The 16327-nt window shown below is 61.8% G+C and carries 13 protein-coding genes and 1 tRNA gene; 3 read left to right on the forward strand and 11 right to left on the reverse strand.

The window, feature by feature from the left end; all coding sequences use genetic code 11:
* Positions 1-2: 2 nt before the first annotated feature.
* Genes fdhF through RCH09_RS09370 form a run of 3 tightly spaced genes read right to left on the reverse strand, consistent with a single transcriptional unit; the run spans position 3 to position 6191 of the window.
* The gene (gene fdhF, locus RCH09_RS09360; protein ID WP_326940808.1) at positions 3-2810 is read right to left on the reverse strand and encodes a formate dehydrogenase subunit alpha; all 2808 of its coding nucleotides are present in this window, start codon (positions 2808-2810) and stop codon (positions 3-5) included.
* On the reverse strand, positions 2807-4534 hold the full coding sequence (locus tag RCH09_RS09365; protein ID WP_326940809.1) for an NADH-ubiquinone oxidoreductase-F iron-sulfur binding region domain-containing protein: 1728 nt from the start codon (positions 4532-4534) through the stop codon (positions 2807-2809). Before RCH09_RS09365 ends, fdhF begins: the two co-directional genes overlap by 4 nt.
* 25 nt (positions 4535-4559) lie before the next feature.
* Positions 4560-6191, reverse strand: coding sequence for an OFA family MFS transporter (locus tag RCH09_RS09370; RefSeq protein ID WP_326940810.1), 1632 nt, complete (start codon positions 6189-6191; stop codon positions 4560-4562).
* 385 nt (positions 6192-6576) lie between these two features.
* On the opposite strand from RCH09_RS09370, the gene RCH09_RS09375 reads away from it, so the two are divergent.
* Entirely contained in the window at positions 6577-8301 is a 1725-nt protein-coding gene (locus RCH09_RS09375; RefSeq protein ID WP_326940811.1) for a methyl-accepting chemotaxis protein, read from the forward strand.
* 33 nt (positions 8302-8334) lie between these two features.
* On the opposite strand, the gene RCH09_RS09380 is transcribed toward RCH09_RS09375, so the two are convergent.
* The 7 genes from RCH09_RS09380 to RCH09_RS09410 form a co-directional block, all read right to left on the reverse strand.
* Positions 8335-9363 carry a phospholipase A gene (locus tag RCH09_RS09380; RefSeq protein ID WP_326940812.1) on the reverse strand — a complete coding sequence of 343 codons (1029 nt, stop codon included), beginning with the start codon at positions 9361-9363 and terminating at the stop codon, positions 8335-8337.
* 111 nt (positions 9364-9474) lie between these two features.
* Complete coding sequence (locus RCH09_RS09385; RefSeq protein WP_326940813.1) at positions 9475-10389, reverse strand: DMT family transporter; 915 nt, start codon at positions 10387-10389, stop codon at positions 9475-9477.
* Between the two features lie 2 nt (positions 10390-10391).
* Entirely contained in the window at positions 10392-11624 is a 1233-nt protein-coding gene (locus RCH09_RS09390; protein WP_326940814.1) for a DEAD/DEAH box helicase, read from the reverse strand.
* A complete protein-coding gene (locus RCH09_RS09395; protein WP_326940815.1) occupies positions 11621-12337 on the reverse strand; it encodes a hypothetical protein in 717 nt (238 codons plus the stop codon). The genes RCH09_RS09390 and RCH09_RS09395 overlap by 4 nt, the downstream gene beginning before the upstream one ends.
* A gap of 129 nt (positions 12338-12466) precedes the next feature.
* A tRNA-Met gene (locus RCH09_RS09400) sits at positions 12467-12543 on the reverse strand.
* A gap of 92 nt (positions 12544-12635) precedes the next feature.
* Positions 12636-13949 (reverse strand): PQQ-dependent sugar dehydrogenase, encoded by a 1314-nt coding sequence (locus RCH09_RS09405; RefSeq protein ID WP_326940816.1) that lies wholly within the window; start codon positions 13947-13949, stop codon positions 12636-12638.
* A 14-nt stretch (positions 13950-13963) separates the two neighbouring features.
* Positions 13964-14425, reverse strand: coding sequence for a hypothetical protein (locus RCH09_RS09410; RefSeq protein WP_326940817.1), 462 nt, complete (start codon positions 14423-14425; stop codon positions 13964-13966).
* Positions 14426-14460: 35 nt separating this feature from the next.
* On the opposite strand from RCH09_RS09410, the gene RCH09_RS09415 reads away from it, so the two are divergent.
* Together RCH09_RS09415 and RCH09_RS09420 are read left to right on the forward strand one after the other, a co-directional pair.
* The gene (locus RCH09_RS09415) at positions 14461-15153 is read left to right on the forward strand and encodes an HAD family hydrolase (RefSeq protein ID WP_326940818.1); all 693 of its coding nucleotides are present in this window, start codon (positions 14461-14463) and stop codon (positions 15151-15153) included.
* An 11-nt stretch (positions 15154-15164) separates the two neighbouring features.
* Positions 15165-15947 carry a potassium channel family protein gene (locus RCH09_RS09420; RefSeq protein WP_326940819.1) on the forward strand — a complete coding sequence of 261 codons (783 nt, stop codon included), beginning with the start codon at positions 15165-15167 and terminating at the stop codon, positions 15945-15947.
* Here the strand turns inward: RCH09_RS09420 and RCH09_RS09425 are convergent, their stop codons facing one another.
* The gene (locus RCH09_RS09425; RefSeq protein WP_326940820.1) at positions 15948-16316 is read right to left on the reverse strand and encodes a response regulator; all 369 of its coding nucleotides are present in this window, start codon (positions 16314-16316) and stop codon (positions 15948-15950) included.
* Positions 16317-16327: the final 11 nt, after the last annotated feature.

Here is a 16327-nt window from a genome sequence, read left to right on the forward strand (position 1 = left end):
GTTCAGCCCCCCAATATTTGCCCGCCGCCAAAACTGGTCTGTGGCGCCACCACACCGCCGACCCGCAACCGCACGGCGCAATACTTAAACTCCGGAATCTTGCCGAATGGATCGAGCGCCGGATTGGTCAGTCGGTTGATCGCCGCTTCGTAGTAGCAGAACGGCACGAACACCGCGCCGCGCGGCGAACTGTCGTCGGCGCGCGCATACAGGCTGACCTGGCCGCGACGCGACTCCAGCGTAATCACGTCGCCCGGCTGTGCGCCCAGTTCGGCCAGGTCGAGCGGATGCACCAGCGCCACCGGGTCGGGTTCCAGCGCATCCAGCACCGCAGCGCGGCGCGTCATGCTGCCGGTGTGCCAATGCTCCAGCTGGCGGCCGGTGATCAGCACATGCGGAAAGTCGCTGTCGGGCCGTTCGTTGGCGGGAATGATGTCGGCCGGAACGAAGCGCGCGCGCCCGCTTTCGGTCGGGAAGTGATCGGTAAACACCACTGACTCACCCGGGTCGCCTTCTTCGTGACACGGATAGGTGATCGACTGTTCGCGCTCGAGTCGTTCCCAGCGCATGCCATGGATGCTGGGCATGCTGCTGCGCATTTCGTCAAATACATCGGCAACGCTGCCGTAGTGCCAGTCCAGTCCCATGCGCGCGGCAATCTGCTGGATGATCCACAGATCCTGTTTGGCCTGGCCGGGCGGTTGCAGCGCCTGGCGACCGATTTGCACCAGCCGGTCGGTGTTGGTGAAGCTGCCGGTTTTTTCGGGAAAGGCGGAGGCCGGCAAAATCACGTCAGCCAGGTAGGCGGTCTCGGTCAGGAAAATATCCTGCACCACCAGATGTTCCAGTGCCGCCAGTGACTCGCGCGCGTGATTGGCATCGGGGTCCGACATGGCCGGATTCTCGCCCATGATGTACATGCCGCGCACGCTGCCGGCCTTGATCGCGTTCATCACCTCGACCACCGTCAGGCCTGGCTGGCGATCCAGCGGCACGCCCCACAGTTGCTCGAACTTGGCAATCGCGGCCGGATTGTCCACGCGCTGGTAATCGGGATACATCATCGGAATCAGTCCGGCATCGGAGGCGCCCTGCACGTTGTTCTGGCCGCGCAGCGGATGCAGACCGGTGCCGGGCCGGCCGATCTGCCCGGTCATCAGTGCCAGCGCGATCAGGCAGCGCGCATTGTCGGTGCCATGCACGTGCTGCGAGATGCCCATGCCCCACAGGATCATCGATCCCTTCGAGGTCGCATACAGGCGCGCGACATAGCGAATCAGCTCGGCATCAACGCCGCAGATCGGCGCCATCAACTCGGGACTGTAACCCTCGACATTGGCCTTCAGTGCGTCGAAGCCGATGGTGCGACTGTCGATGAAACCCTGGTCGACCAGTCCTTCGTGCACGATCACATGCATCATGGCGTTGAGCAGCGCCACATCGGTGTCCGGCTTGAATTGCACAAAACGGTGCGCCAGGCGCGCCATGTCGGAACGGCGCGGGTCCATCACGATCAGTTTGGTGCCGTTGTTGACCGCGTTCTTGATCCACGTCGCGCCGACCGGATGGTTGACCGTCGGGTTGGCGCCAATGACGATGACGACCTCGGCCTTGATGACATCCATCACCGGATTCGATACCGCGCCCGAGCCAATCCCTTCGAGCAGCGCCGCCACCGAAGAGGCGTGGCACAGCCGGGTGCAGTGGTCGACATTATTGGAGCCGAAGCCGGTGCGCACCAGCTTCTGAAACAGATAGGCCTCTTCGTTGCTGCCTTTGGCGGAGCCAAAACCGGCCAGCGATTTCTTGCCGTGCGTATCGCGAATCTGCAGGAATTTGCTGGCCGTCAGCGCCAGCGCTTCGTCCCACGTCGCTTCGCGGAACACGTCCAGCACATGGTCCGGGTCCATCGTGAACTCACCGCGTTTGGGCGCATCGTCGCGCCGGATCAGCGGCACCGTCAGGCGCTGGGCGTGATGGGCGTAGTCAAAGCCGTAGCGGCCCTTGACGCACAAGCGCTTGTGATTGGCCGGGCCGTCGCGGCCTTCGACGAACAGGATCTTGTTGTCCTTGACGTTATACGTGAGCTGGCAACCGACGCCGCAGTATGGGCAGACCGAATCCACCTGCTTGTCCGGCACTACCAGCGCTGCCGCGCGCGCCGGCATCAGGGCGCCGGTCGGACAGGCCTGCACGCATTCGCCGCAGGCCACGCAGGTCGAGGCGCCCATCGGGTCGTTCATGTCGAACACGATGGCGGCATGCGCGCCACGAAACGCCAGTCCGATCACGTCATTGACCTGCTCGTCCCGACAGGCCCGCACGCAACGCGTGCACTGGATGCAGGCATCCAGATTGACCGCAATCGCGGGATGCGACAGATCGGCCGCAACCGCCGTGCGCGGCGCAAAACGCGGCTTGCCGACGCCCAGCTTGCCGGCCCATTGATCGACTTCGTTATGCCGTGTGAATTCCGTCTCCGGCATATCGGACTGCAGCATTTCCAGCACCATCTGCTGCGCTTTCACGGCGCGCAGACTGTCGGTGGTGACCACCATGCCGGCACTCGGATTGCGGCAGCAGGCCGGCGCCAGCACGCGTTCGCCGTTGATCTCCACCATGCAGGCGCGACAGTTGCCGGCGGTGTCGAGCCCGGCCTTATAGCACAGGCGCGGCACCTCGATGCCTTCGCGCTCGGCGACCTCGATCAGGGTCTCGTTGCCACGGGCGCTGACGGTGCGGCCGTTGAGCGTGAAATCGATGGTCGGCAGCCGGATGGCTGAGCGCTCATTGCGGGTGATGGCATTCATGATGTGGCCTGTGGCAGGTTCAGTTCATGCGGAAAGTATTTGATGACGCAGTCGACCGGATTGGGTGCGGCCTGGCCGAGACCGCAGATGGAGGCGTCGCGCATCACGGCCGACAGATCGGCCAGCAGGTTCACGTCCCAGCGCGGTTGCTCGATCAGGGTCAGGGCCTTGGCCGTCCCTACCCGGCACGGCGTGCACTGGCCGCAGGATTCTTCCTTGAAAAAGCGCATCAGGTTGCGCGCGGCGTCGACCACCGAATCGCGCTCGGACAGCACGATGATGGCAGCCGAGCCGATGAAGCAGCCATGCGGTTGCAGCGTATCGAAGTCGAGAGGAATGTTGTTCATCGAAGCCGGCAGGATGCCGCCCGAGGCGCCACCCGGCAGGTAGGCATACAGCGTCTCTCCCTCCAGCATCCCGCCACAATGCTCGTCGATCAGCTCGTTGATGGTGATGCCGGCAGGCGCCAGATGCACCCCCGGCAACCGGACGCGGCCAGACACCGAGAATGAGCGCAAGCCCTTGCGTCCGTTGCGGCCCTGCGCGCCGAACCATGGACCGCCCTTTTCCAGAATCCGGCGTACCCAGTACAGGGTTTCAAAATTGTGCTCCAGCGTCGGGCGTCCGAACAAGCCGACCTGGGCAACGTACGGCGGACGCAACCGGGGCATACCGCGCTTGCCTTCGATCGATTCGATCATGGCCGATTCCTCGCCGCAAATATAGGCGCCGGCGCCGCGTCGCAAGTGGATTTGCGGCATCGCCCGCATCGGTGCGGCGGCCTGCAGCTTGGCGATCTCGGTGGTCAGCAGGGCGCGACAGCCGTGGTATTCGTCGCGCAAATAAATGTAGATGTCATCAATGCCGACCGCCCATGCCGCGATCAGCATGCCTTCCAGAAAACGATGCGGATCGCGTTCGAGATAGGTGCGATCCTTGAACGTGCCCGGCTCGCCTTCATCAATATTGACCGCCATCAATCGCGGCCCGACTTCAGCGCGCACGATGCGCCATTTCCGGCCGGCCGGGAAGCCTGCCCCGCCCAGTCCGCGCAGTCCGGAATCTTCCATCGCCTTCAATACCGATTCAAGCTCCAGCTTGCCGCTAAGGCAGTCCTTGAGCAACTGGTAGCCGCCATGTTCCAGGTATTGTTCCAGATCGATCGCCGCTTCAGGATGGTGCACGGTCTGTTTTGCGCTAACGGCGGCCTGCACCGCTGCGCAGTCGGCATGCGGTACCGGGCATTGCCCGACGATCACCGCCGGCGCCTGCTCGCAGCGGCCCACACAGGGCGCGGGGATGACGCGGATTTCCTTGCCGAACAAGGTCGGCAAGCGCGCCAGCAGTTCCTGTGCGCCGGCCAGGTCGCAACTGAGGCCATCGCATACGCGCACCGTTATTTCCGGGGCGGCCGGGATCTTGCCGTCGGCATCTTCGCGCACCACCGAAAAGTGATGATAGAAGGTCGCCACTTCATACACCGCCGCTTGCGACATGCGCATTTCCTGCGCCAGCGCCGCCAGATGCGATGTCGCCAGCTGGCCAAAGTGATCGTTAATCCGGTGCAGATGTTCGATCAGCAAATCCGGCTGGCGCGACGCGTCGCCCAGCAGCATTTGCACCTCGGCCAGCGCCTCGGGCCGGACCCGGCGCCCTTTCGGCGCCTCGCGCTTGCGTTGCCGGCTGGCTGGCGCGGCGATGATCGGAATGACGGTAGGTTTCAAAACCGGCCTCGATGATTCGATCGGATTACTTGAACAGGATCGCGGCCTTTTGCAGCGTGATCCAGACGCCAACAAGAAGTGGAATACCAACCGCCGCCCACGCCATCACGGCAACCCCCGGCGAACTCGCCGCGGCACTGGCAACACCGACGCCACCGACACTGTTGGCGACCGAGCGGTCATGCGCCAGGCGGCGTTCTTCGGCCAGCTCCGCATCGGTCATGAAATCCTTGGCGGCGACCGGACGCACCAGCAGATTGCAAATGAAACCCAGCACCAGCATGCCCGCCAAAATGTACATCGTGACATCGTACGCTTGCGCCTTGGGCACGCCTTGCGCAATCTGGTATTCGCGGATGTAGTTTACCAAGACCGGTCCGAGCACGCCTGCGGTGGCCCACGCAGTCAGCAGGCGACCATGAATTGCGCCGACCATCTGGGTACCGAACATGTCGGCCAGGTAGGCCGGAATCGTTGCGAAGCCACCACCATACATCGACAGGATGATGCAGAACGCAAGCACGAACACCGCCAGCAAACCGGCATGGGCGGCGCTGGGAATCGACGCGTACAGCACAAACCCGAGCGCGAAGAAGACCAGATAGGTTGCCTTGCGGCCGATGTAGTCGGAAAACGATGCCCAGACAAAGCGACCGCCAATGTTGAACAACGACAGCAGCCCCGTGAAGCCGGCGGCGATGGCGGCGATCTGCCCTTTTTGCGCCGTCGACAGGTCGTTGAATGCGAGATCGACACCGATGAGGCGGCCGCCAAATACTTCCTGCAGCAAGGGGGAAGCCATGCCCAGAATGCCAATGCCGGCCGAAACGTTCAGCATCAATACCGCCCAGATCAACCAGAACGACCTGGTTTTCCATGCGGTTGCCAAATGCACGTGCCTGTCGGTGATCATGGCGTTATTGGTTTGCGCCGGTGGCGCCGTCCAGCCCTCCGGGTTCCAGCCTGCCGGCGGCACCCGATAGCCAAACGCGCCGCACAGCATGAACACCAGATAGATTGCTGCCATGGTCAGGAAAGTTTCCCAGACACCCACCGAGACCGGCGTTGCGTAGTATTTCATCAGCTTGTCAGCCAACGGCGCACCAATCATCGCGCCGCCGCCAAAACCCATGATTGCCATGCCGGTGGCCATGCCACGCCGGTCCGGAAACCATTTGATCAGCGTCGAGACTGGCGAAATATAGCCGAGGCCAAGTCCAATACCGCCAATCACCCCCGAGCCCAACCACAGCATCCAAATCTGATGGGTATAGACGCCCAGCGCCGAAATCACCAGTCCGCCGCACCAGCACAGTGCCGACACCACCCCCGCCTTGCGCGGACCGGCATGTTCGAGCCAGCCACCAAACAGCGCGGCCGACGAACCCAGGAACACGAAGAACAAGGTGTACATCCAGCCAAGCATCGAGATTTTCCAGTCACACCCGGTGGCAAAAATCTCGGCGAAAAAAGGCATCTCCTTGGCACAGGCGATCGGGTCCTTGATACCAATGGCCTTCGACAGTGGCAGCCAGAATACCGAGAAGCCATACGCCATGCCGATACAGAGGTGGATTGCCAATGCCGCCGGCGGGACCAGCCAGCGGTTGAAACCGGTGCCTGCGATCGTGTGTTCCTTGGCCAAAAAATCAAACATCGTCTTGTCTCCTGATAGCGAATCGTCTTTTATGTCTGCCTGGCAGTGCCTGTCGTTATCGTCAACAGTGCAACTTCCGCCACAAAATAACATTGGGAAACTAAATGAGCAATAGGCCCGCCGGCCCGGCGCCACTGCGACCGACACGAGTCAAATCCTGTCATTGGATCAAGCCTTCGGGAAAAGTGCGCGCCACCGAAGAAAGATTCCTTTGGGAAACTTTCAGAATCCCCGTTTAGTCAACCCGAATATTTTTCCGGCTGTTGCCGCAAACCATCACTACGGATAGTTAATGCGTTGAATACTACCATTGGTTACAAAAATGATCGAACCCGCTAACAACGCGGCTTCGGAACCTCACATCGCGACGATACGGAGCATGACAATGACCCTGACCAACATGAACATCAGCACGCGCCTAATTGCCGGCTTCTCGCTTGTTTTGGCGTTGCTGATCCTGGCCGTCGGCTTTTCCATCAATCGCATGGAAAACCTCAATGAACACATCGGGACCATCGTCCAGAACCGTTACCCGAAAATTATGCGCATCAACGACATCAAGGGCGATTTGAATGTCATCGCCCGCGCGGTCCGCAACGTCATGCTGATCAGCGACGCCGGCGAAGACAAAAAGGAAATCGCGCGAATCGATAATGCGCAAAAAAATCTGAATAACAATCTGAACGCGCTGGAGAAAAGTATTCAAAGTCAGGAAGGAATCCAGCTAATGAAAAATCTGTCCGGCACCGTCGAGAAATACCTGGCGGCGATCAATGCCACCACAAAACTGGCACAACAGGACAAGCTCGACGAGGCAAAGACGATGCTGCTCAAGGAAGTGCGCGGCGCACAAAGCGCAACCTTCGACGGGCTCGACAAGTTGCTGGTCTATCAGACCGGCCTGATGGAGGAGTCCGGCAAGGATGCCACCCAAGCCTTTCAGGCGGCGCGGACCCTGATGTTCGGCATCGTTGCCGCCGCCCTGTCCGTCGGCGCCCTCGCCGCCTGGCTGATCACCCGCGGCGTCTTGCGGCAACTGGGCAGCGAGCCAGCCTACGCCTCCGACATTACCCGTCAGATCGCGCGCGGCGACCTCGCGGTGTCGATCAGTCTCAAGGACGGCGATCGCTCCAGCCTGTTGTTCAATATCGATGCGATGCGCAACAGCCTCGCCAGAATCGTTGCCGAAGTGCGCAATGGCACCGATGCGATCGCCACTGCATCGGGCCAGATCGCCGCCGGCAACATGGACCTGTCGTCACGCACCGAGCAACAGGCCGCATCGCTCGAAGAGACGGCCTCGTCGATGGAAGAGCTGACCTCTACTGTCAAGCAGAACGCCGACAATGCCAACCAGGCCAATCAGATGGCGATGTCGGCGTCGCAAGTGGCCGTCCAAGGCGGCAGCGTGGTGTCGCAGGTGGTCGAAACCATGGGGTCGATCAACACCTCGGCGCGAAAGATCGTCGACATCATCGGCGTCATTGACGGGATCGCGTTCCAGACCAACATCCTGGCCTTGAATGCCGCCGTCGAAGCGGCGCGGGCAGGCGAACAGGGGCGCGGATTTGCCGTCGTGGCCTCGGAGGTGCGCAGTCTGGCGCAGCGCAGTGCGGCCGCCGCCAAGGAAATCAAAATCCTGATCGACGATTCGGTCCAGAAGGTCGACACCGGTTCCAGACTGGTCGATCAAGCCGGTGCGACCATGGAAGAAGTGGTCGACAGCGTCAAGCGCGTATCGGACATCATCAGCGAAATCACCGCGGCCAGCCAGGAACAGACCGCCGGCATCGAACAGATCAATCAGACCATCACACAGATGGACGACGTCACGCAAAAAAATGCCGCACTGGTGGAAGAAGCAGCAGCGGCAGCGCAATCGCTACAGGATCAGTCAGGCAGACTTGCCGACACGGTGGGTGTATTCAAGCTGAGCGCGGACAGGCTGGCCGTGAGCACGGAGTCGCGCACCGTCAGCACAACGGCCGTCCCAGCGTCGAAAGCGGCGGCGCGGTCGATTGCAGCACCGCGCAAACCGGCTGCCGTCACGGCGCCATTGCGGCGCGTCGCTGCGCCCGTGACGGGCAACAGCGACTGGGAGCAGTTCTAGCCTGCCGGCCCGGCAGGCCGAATCGGCATCAGATCAGAAATCGACGGTGACGCCGGTGCCGACGCTCTTTTGCGAATAGTTGTAGTCGATCAGCGTCTGGCCATAGCCACTGAAGATTTCCACGTAGCCCTTCAGATTGCGTGACAGCGGGAAGTTCCAGCCGAGTTGGGTGGCGCCGCGCGAGGTACGGAAGTTCTTGCGTGCCAGCAAAGAAAACTCGTGGCCGCCCTGGCGATAGCTGGCCTGCAGATCGCCGTTGCCCATGTAGTCGAGGATGTCCGGGTTGTCGTCGTCCTTGCCGCCGCCATCAAGCCGCTTCCAGACACGCGCCAGCAAGGTGAAGCGGCCCTCCTCCAGGCCTGCCTGGGCGTAGAACCGGTTCCAGCTGCGCGACAGCGTGCCGGACTGGCCATTCGATTGGTGCACCATGCCGAAGTTGACGAAGCGTGCCGTGATGCCCGGCAAGCGGAAATTGACGGGCACCACCGCCATCAGCTCGGGCTGGTAGTTGGTCTCGCGGAACGGGCTGGAGGCGCTCTTGTTGTAGGCCTGCCAGTAACTTTGCTGGGTGTAGCCGAACCACAGGTCAAACGGCGTGCCGGCAAGATCCTCGGCCAGTTTCATCTTGAAGCTCAACTGGAACATCAGCTCCGCATGTTGCAGGCGCTTGTCCTCGTCGGTCTTGACGATGCCGGCATTGATGAACGGGGCGTAATTCGGCGCACCGCTGTAATTAGCCAGCAGCAAATAGGTCGGACGGTAGGAGCGAAAATTGAAGGTGTTGCGCTTGAGATCGTTGCCCAGCTCCCACTCCTGCGCCAGCAAGGAGGTTTCCGCGGTGGGCTGCGGCACTGTTTTCAGTACGCTTGGTGCGGCTGGCGCAGCGGTCGGCTCAACCGGGCGCATGTCGACTTCGGCCAGCTGGTCAAAGCAGGCCAGGCGCTTGTCATTGTCGGCGAGACTGGCGCACACGGCGACGGCGCGGGAATCGACCACGGCATGGGCCGCCAGGGGCGACATGAGGCCAAGCAGCGGCAGCGCGAAACGGGAGATGGAAGGCATGGTTGCTGACAAAAAAAGGTTACTCGGAGCAAGCGCGCCATTCTCGCACGTGTCGGCTCGACACACGGGATTGCTACCAGGGTTGCACGGAAATTTTTTTTGGCAGGAATGCTAACTGTTGTTGCCGCGGCGCGGCGCCGGCAGGGTCGCCAGCAACACACCGGCCAGCGCCAACGCGAACGCCACCAATTGCAGCCGGCTCAGCGTTTCGCCCAGCACCAGCACACCAACCAGCGCGGCGCTGACCGGCAGCATCACGGTGAACACACCGGCCTGACTGGCCGGAATCACTTTCAGCCCGGTCATCCACAGCCACACGGTCCAGACACTGGCAGCCAGGCCATAAAACACCAGCAACACCCAGATCGGTGCGCGCACCACGGCAAAATCAAAATGCAGCGCGGCCCACAATCCCATCGGCGTGACCAGCGCCAACCCCCACAGATTGATGATCGCGCTGATGCGCTTCGGGCTGAGCGAGTCGGTCAGTTTTTTGCCGATGATCGCATAGGCCGCTTCGCACAAGACTGCGGCGAACACCAGCAGATTGCCCAGCCAGGCATCGCCGTGCGCGCCGGTCGCAGACGGGCTCGTCGCCAGTGACAACAAACCGATGCCAAGCGCGCCGCAGACCACGGCGGCCCAGATGCGCGCACCGATGCGCTCCTTGAGGAAACCCCAGCTCATCAGCGCGACCACCGCCGGGATCGCCGACATGATCACGCCGGCGGAGACCGCACTGGTCATGCTCACGCCGGTGATCATGCACAGCGTAAACAGAAAATTGCCAAGAAAGGATTCAAGAAACACCAGCAGCCGGGTGTGGCCGCTCAGCGGCAGTTCAGTGGCGGGCCGCTTCAGCCAGCGCAGCATGGCGACGGCGCCGATGCCAAAGCGTAGCCAGGCCAGCAGGAACACCGGAAACACCAGCGCCAGCGGTTTCGACAGGGCGACGTAGCTGCCCACCAGCGCCATGCTCAGCGCCAGGCACAGGTACGCGAGGAATCGATTTGGTACAAACGGCATGCTTATCTGGCCGGTCCGCGAAACGATCCGGCCTTGGGCTTCTTGGGCTTTTTCGGTTTCTTGACCAGCTGTCCGCTGGCGTTGGTTTCCGGCACGCGATGATCGGCCTCGAAGCCGCGTTCTTCGATGCGCTGCAGGTTCTGTTTGGTCAGCATTTCGATTGCGGCCAGCAGCGGCGCTTCGTCGGCACAGACCAGCGAAATCGCCTGCCCGCTGGCGCCGGCACGCCCGGTACGGCCGATGCGGTGAATGTAATCCTCGGCCACGATCGGCAAATCGAAATTGACCACCAGCGGCAGGTCATCGATATCCAGTCCGCGTGCCGCGACATCGGTGGCGACGAGAATCTGCACCTCGCCGGCCTTGAACCGCTCGAGTGCGCGCAGGCGCGCCGGCTGCGGCTTGTCGCCATGAATCGCATCGGCGCGCACGCCGGCGGCCAGCAGGATGTCGACCAGCTCATCGACGCCGCGACGGGTCTTGACGAACACCAGCACCTGGCCCCAGCGGTGCTTTTTCAGCAGATGCAAAAACAGCTCGGGCTTGCGTTTCTTGTCGAGCGGGATCAGCCACTGCTTGATGGTCTTGACGGTGGTGTTGCGCGGGCTGATTTCGATGCGTACCGGGTCGGCCAGCATGACGCCGGCGAGCGCCCGGATCTCATCCGAAAACGTGGCGGAAAACAGCAGGGTCTGGCGTCGCTTGGGCAGCGCGGCAAACACCTCATTCAATTCGCGCGCAAAGCCAAGGTCGAGCATGCGGTCGGCTTCATCCAGCACCAGCGTTTGCAGCTGCTCGAACCTGACCGCGTTCTGCCGGTGCAGGTCGAGCAGGCGGCCCGGCGTCGCCACCAGCACATCGAGGCCCTTGCGCAGCTTCATCATCTGCGGATTGATGCTGACGCCGCCATACGCCACATGCGTGCGCAGTGGCAGCGACATGCCGTACTCGGCAAAGCTCTGATGGACCTGTTCGGCCAGCTCGCGGGTTGGCACCAGCACCAGCACCCGGACACAATTGGCCGTGACCTGCGGGCCTTCCATGGTCAGCCGCTGCAGCAGCGGCAGCGCAAAGGCGGCCGTCTTGCCGGTGCCGGTCTGGGCCGCCGCCATCAGGTCGCGCCCGGCCAGCACCGCCGGAATGGCCTGCACCTGCACCGCTGTCGGCGTGTCATAACCCAGGGTCTGCAGATTGCGCTGCAACTGGTCGATCAGGCCCAGCTTCGCAAACGTCATGCCTGCCTGCGCGCCTGTTGATGCAGTGCGACGAACAGCTTGACCAGCGCGGCCAGCACCGCATCGAAATGCTGTTCCGGTTCGATCCGGTCCCAGATGTAATGCATCATCACGGCTTCGAAGCGGTTGCCGCGCCGTTTGTTGCTGGCGGCATGTGCGCGCGAAATCGCCTTGGTGAACTGGCGACGCATGTTCGGCAGCACCGGCACATGCTCGCTGTCGTCCAGGAACTCGAAACCGGATGGCAGCGCGGCGCCCTTGAAATCCGATTCGATCAGCTCGAACACGCCCGGCGGCATTTTCTGGATCAGGTCGCAGGCCGAGGCTTCGAGCTTCAGTGTCAGGGTAAAACCGGCCGGATAGACCGCGCCGTCGTCGTCCCGCTCGGGCAGAAACGCCGCCAGTCGCAGCGAATACTCGGCGCCGTGCGCGTCATTGTAGGCGCTGTGCTGCAGGGTGCGCGTACCAGGCCAGAAGAACAGCGTGCCCGGCGTGCCCGGCTCGTCCTTGTCCGGGAAAAATTCAACGGCGATGTCATCGGCCCCGGCCCCCGCTTCGGTCAGCATCTGCAGCACCGGCATGGCCAGGTCGCCCAGCGTGGTGGCGGCAATCGTCGACGTGGTGACGATGTCGGCGCTCGACAGGTCTTCGACGATATAGGTGTTGAGGGTAGCGAGCAGGGTATTGGGCTTGAGGACGGAAGTCGGGTTCATGGTCACAATCGAAGGACGTTGACGGAAGCGCACAGGTTACCTTACCGACGGCAATCGCTGCACATGAGTTGCTTGATCGACGCTGAAAAAACAAAAGCCTGGACCGTTTAAGGTCCAGGCTTGCATGTTTGGTTGCGGGGACAGGATTTGAACCTGTGACCTTCGGGTTATGAGCCCGACGAGCTGCCAGACTGCTCCACCCCGCGTCTGAGTCAGAGACTATATCAGAGATCCACGAAATAGCCAGCGCTTTCGCCACTTCGGCCGGAAATAACGCCAGCCCCTGGCAATGCCGCGCTTATTTTCCGGCTGGCGTGACGCGCCAGATCGCATTGCCGACATCATCGGCCACCAGCAAGGCGCCGACTCGGTCAATGGTGACGCCGACCGGGCGTCCGTAAGCATTGCCGTCCGCGCTCAGGAATCCGGTCAGGACGTCCTCCGGCATGCCGTTCGGGCGGCCATCGGCAAACGGCACGAACACGACCTTGTAACCACTGCTTGGGTTGCGGTTCCAGGACCCGTGCTGGCCGATGAAGGCGCCGCCGGCGTAATGCGGTGGCAGCAACTTGCCCTCGTTGAAGGTCAGGCCAAGCGACGCGGTGTGCGAGCCCAGCGCGTAATCAGGTGCAATCGCACTGGCAACCAGATCGGGCCGTTGCGGTTTGACGCGCACATCAACGTTGTTTCCATAGTAGCTGTACGGCCAGCCATAGAACGCACCGTCCTTGACCGAAGTCATGTAGTCCGGCACCAGGTTGTTGCCCAATTCATCGCGCTCATTGACGGCGGTCCAGAGGGCGCCGGTCTTCGGCTCCCAGGCCAGTCCGTTCGGATTGCGCAGGCCGGAGGCGAACACGCGGGACTTGCCGCTGGCGGGGTCGATTTCCAGAATGCCGGCGCGACGTTCTTCGGCCGCCATGCCATTTTCAGCGACGTTGCTGTTGGAGCCCACCGTCGCATACAGCAGCTTGCCGTCGCGGCTGGCGATGATGTTTTTGGTCCAGTGATGATTGATGGTGCCGGCCGGCAGGTCGGCCACCTTGGTGCCCGGTGTCGTGATGCTGGTCGCGCCCTCGACATACTTGAAGCGCAGCACGGCATCGGTTGTGGCGACATACAGGTCACTGCCGACCAGGGTCATGCCAAACGGCGAATTCAGATTCTCGAGGAACACCGAACGGGTCTCGGCCACACCGTCGCCATTGCTGTCACGCAGCAGCGTAATGCGATTCGGGCTGGCCACACCGGCGCCGGCTTTCTTCATCACTTTTCCCATCACAAAGCCCTTGATGCCCTTCCCATCGTCGGGCTTGGCCGGCGCATTGGTTTCGGCAACCAGCACATCGCCATTGGGCAGCACGTACAGCCAGCGCGGATGTTCGAGGCCGCTGGCAAAGGCGTTGACGGCAAGACCGGCCGCCGGCTTGGGCATGCCGCCGTCGGGCCAGCCCTTGGCGGGGGCAATGTGTACGGTGGGAATCAGCGTCTTGGCCGGTTGCGGCAACACCGGGTTGGGTCCGAAACCCGGATCGGGATCGGCCGCGGCGGAAAATGCAAGTGGGCTCGCAAGCAGGCAAACAAGAAACGGAAGGCTACGTGGCAGGGTCATGAATGAACTCCAGATCAGCAAACGTGAGAAGTAACGGCGAGGCGGGTGGCGGCGATCAGCATCGGCATGCGGCAGGTACGTCGGCGGTCGCCCATCAGGTGGCGCATGGCCTCGATCGACAAGCCACTGACCTCCTGCATGCAAAGCAGTCGTCCACCGGCAATCGGTTGCCGCAATGCACGGATATCCTGCAGCAGTCCGCAAGACAGGTACAACGCTTTCGACAGGGCCTTTTCTGAATGGAGATTGAGTCTGACGGCAAGGAAATCAAGCAGCCGCGACGGATTGTAAGTACGGGTGTTCAATGGTTGAATCATGGCGCGCATCGCAACGAAAAAGTGACGCAAGTATAAGAAAACCCGTTGCCAGCGTATGTCGACTTCCGCACACAACAGGGTGTTTTTATGCCATGCCTGCGCAGCAACAAACCCGCTTGCATGCCAAATTGCAGCACGCAAGCGGTTCACGGCTATCATGCTCGCAACCCTCCATCTTTCCGGGATACGCCAACATGTACAGCAATGACGACCGCCTGATCATTTTCGATGCCGACGGCACCCTGATCGATGCCTTCGCGGCGATCGACCAGACCTTCTCGGCGCACGGCATGGACATTGGCAAACTGGAAAATTTTCAAAAGCGCCGCAAGCTGCTCAAGTACCTCGGCGGCATCAAGGAGTTTCCGGTCAACTTGCGCAAGCAGTTCGGCAAGCAAAACCGCAAGGCGCTGCGCGCCACCCTGACCGACGTCTACCGCGAGGAGGCGCGCCTGTATCCGGGCCTGGCGGAGTTGCTGCAGGATTTGATCGCCACGCCGGAGGTGCGGGTCGGGTTGGTCACGCGCAACGTGACCATCGAGCCGGAACTGACCATTGGCAAGTTATTGGCGCGCCATGACATCGACATCAACGCCCTCGATTATCTGGCCTACGTGCCGTTGAGCCAGACCAAGACCTCCGCATTCCGCGAAGCACGCACCCGCTTCGATATCAATCCGGCGCGCGGCTATGCCTGTGGCGATGAGCACAAGGACTATCTGGCGACCATCCAGACCGGCATGCATCCGTTTATCGTGTCGTACGGATTTGAAGACCATCAGCGCCTGACCACCCGCTTTGCCGTGCCGGAGGAAGTCATCTCGCGCACTCCCGACGAGGTGTGTGCGCGCATTCGGCATGGCCTTGGCATTCCCGTTCGCGATTGATTTCGATTGCCATGAAAACAACGCGCCAGATCGATTCCTTGCCGTCACTTGCCATGAAAAATACCCAGCACGGTGTGCGCCAGCGCCCGCTCCTGTTCATCGCACTGGCCTGCACGATTCCGGCCTTCTATATGATTCTGATCGGGCCGCAACCTGCCATCCGCCAGATCGGCAATCTGCTCTACGGCATTACCGCCGCCTTGATCGCCCTGGAGTTCGTGCTGCAGCGCCGCCATCCGCTGCATGCGCGCAAACCGTGGCACGTCTCGCTCGGGGATTTGCTGATTTTTTGCGGCGCGCTGGCCAGCGCATGGCCGACCACGCCGCCGTGGTCGATGCTCGAATGGACGCTGCGACTGGGATTTTCCGGCATCGTCTTCCTGCGCTTTCCGAAGCTGTTGATGGCCTGGATGGTGCCGCGTCACCTGATGCAGATTCTGGCTGTTTCGGTCGTCTTGCTGGCCCTCGCCGGCGGCGGGTTCTACTGGCTGGAGCCGAAGGTGGTGACTTATGGCGACGGGCTCTGGCTGGCCTTCATCACCGGCGCCACCGTCGGCTATGGCGATCTGGTGCCGTCGACGCCGGCCTCGCGCGTGTTCGCGGTGTTCATCGTGCTGCTCGGCTATGCCGTGTTCTCGGTGGTCACGGCCAGTATCGCGGCGCTGTTCGTCGGTGAAGATGAACAGCGCTTCGAAAAGGAACTGCACGCCGACATCCGCGCGCTACGCAAGGAGATCGGCCACCTGCGCGAAGAAATGCATCAATCGATGCGGCCGCCGCGCGACCTGCCGTAATCAGACGCCGACGAGCTTCCTGAATGTGGCCAGCACGGCATCGCCCTTGAATGGCTTGACGATCCAGCCCTTGATGCCGGCGGCCTTGCCGCGTTCCTTCATGATCGGCGAATTCTCGGTCGTCAGCATGATGATGTGGACCGCGCTGTTGCCCAGCTCGCTGCGGATCTTCTCGGCCATCGTCAGGCCGTCCATGTTCGGCATATTAACGTCGGACACCACCAGCTTGATGCGGGAGTCGCCCTTGAGTTTTTCCAGGCCGTCGCGCCCATCAACGGCCAGCGTGACGTCCAGCCCGTTCTTGCGCAGGAAATCGCCGACCTCGTTACGAACCGTGCTGGAATCGTCCACCACCAGAATATGTGCCATGCCTGTGCCTC

Origin of the sequence: Actimicrobium sp. GrIS 1.19 (assembly GCF_035984655.1) — a bacterium.
Taxonomy (GTDB): Bacteria; Pseudomonadota; Gammaproteobacteria; order Burkholderiales; family Burkholderiaceae_D; genus Actimicrobium.